Origin of the sequence: Murinocardiopsis flavida (assembly GCF_003014485.1) — a bacterium.
GTDB lineage: Bacteria > Actinomycetota > Actinomycetes > Streptosporangiales > Streptosporangiaceae > Murinocardiopsis > Murinocardiopsis flavida.
In genome coordinates this window covers 1-1,008 of the sequence record NZ_PYGA01000075.1, presented here as the reverse complement: position 1 = coordinate 1,008, position 1,008 = coordinate 1, and the positions used below count along the sequence as shown (strand labels likewise).

1 protein-coding gene is annotated in these 1,008 nt (G+C 69.6%); it reads right to left on the bottom strand.

Annotation, left to right across the window (positions count from 1 at the left end):
- Positions 1-33 precede the first annotated feature (33 nt).
- Positions 34-942: a transposase gene (locus CLV63_RS33095; RefSeq protein WP_106587183.1), complete on the bottom strand. Its 909-nt coding sequence runs from the start codon at positions 940-942 to the stop codon at positions 34-36.
- Positions 943-1,008 lie beyond the last annotated feature (66 nt).

The following is a 1,008-nucleotide window of genomic DNA, read 5'->3' as shown; positions in this document are numbered from 1 at the left end:
GCCCTAGATCGTTGATGGGTAATTGTTGGCTGGTCAGTGGTCGTAAGCGATCAGAGAACGCTTGACCGGTGCGCCGATGTGCCAGTTGTGCCAGATGACGGCGTTGAGCGCGAGGACCCGCTGACAGGTCCGCGCCCACAGCCCTTCCGGGATCCGCGCGTGGTGGCGCTCCAACCCGAGCTGGTTCTTCAGGGTCCAGATGACCGCTTCGATGCGCTGACGCAGCCACCCCGGGAACCAGCAGAACGGGGCCGCGGCCCGGTCCTCGCCCCGGCGGGCCGGGCGCACGATCGTGTGCCCGGCCGCGGCCATCGCGGCCTCGATCCCGGCCCCGGCGAACCCCTTGTCGCAGACCAGGCCGGTGGGGCCCGGCCCCACCGGCTGGTGCTCCACCAGGTGCAGGGCCTGCTTGCGCTCGTCGAGTTCCTTGGGGTTGGCCAGGGAGAACGCGCACACCGCCCCGTCAGCGGTGGTGATGAGAACGAGCTTCATCCCCCAGTAGAAGCAGTGGTGGGAGGCGTCGTGGCCGTAGCCGGCGTACTCCTCCAGCGCGGAGCGCTCGGTGGTCACCCGCGAGGTGCCGCAGCGGATGGGGGTGCCGTCCATCAGGCGCAGGGGTTCGGCCCAGGTGGGGGTGTGGCGGGCGAGCCACAGCGCGGCGGTGAGCATCGGTGCTGCCAGGGCGCGCAGGCGCCGGTTGTACTCGGATTGGCACAGCAGGCGGGGGAAGAGGTGGCCGACGCGGTCGGGGGCGGCGCGCAGCCAGTGGTGTTCATTGTCGTAGCGCAGCAGGGCCTGGGCCACGGCCAGGCAGAGGAGTTCGGTGTCGGTGACCTGGGCGGGGCGGCCCGGGCCGGGGCGGGTCTTCGTGGTGCGGCACAGGATGTGGTCGTCGAGGTAGACGTAGAGTGCGGTGAGAAGGGCGTCCAGGTTCTTGTTCACACCTCGATCATGGGCGCCCTTCGCCGTGTCTAGACCGGGCTCCGCAATAACCCATCAACGATCTAG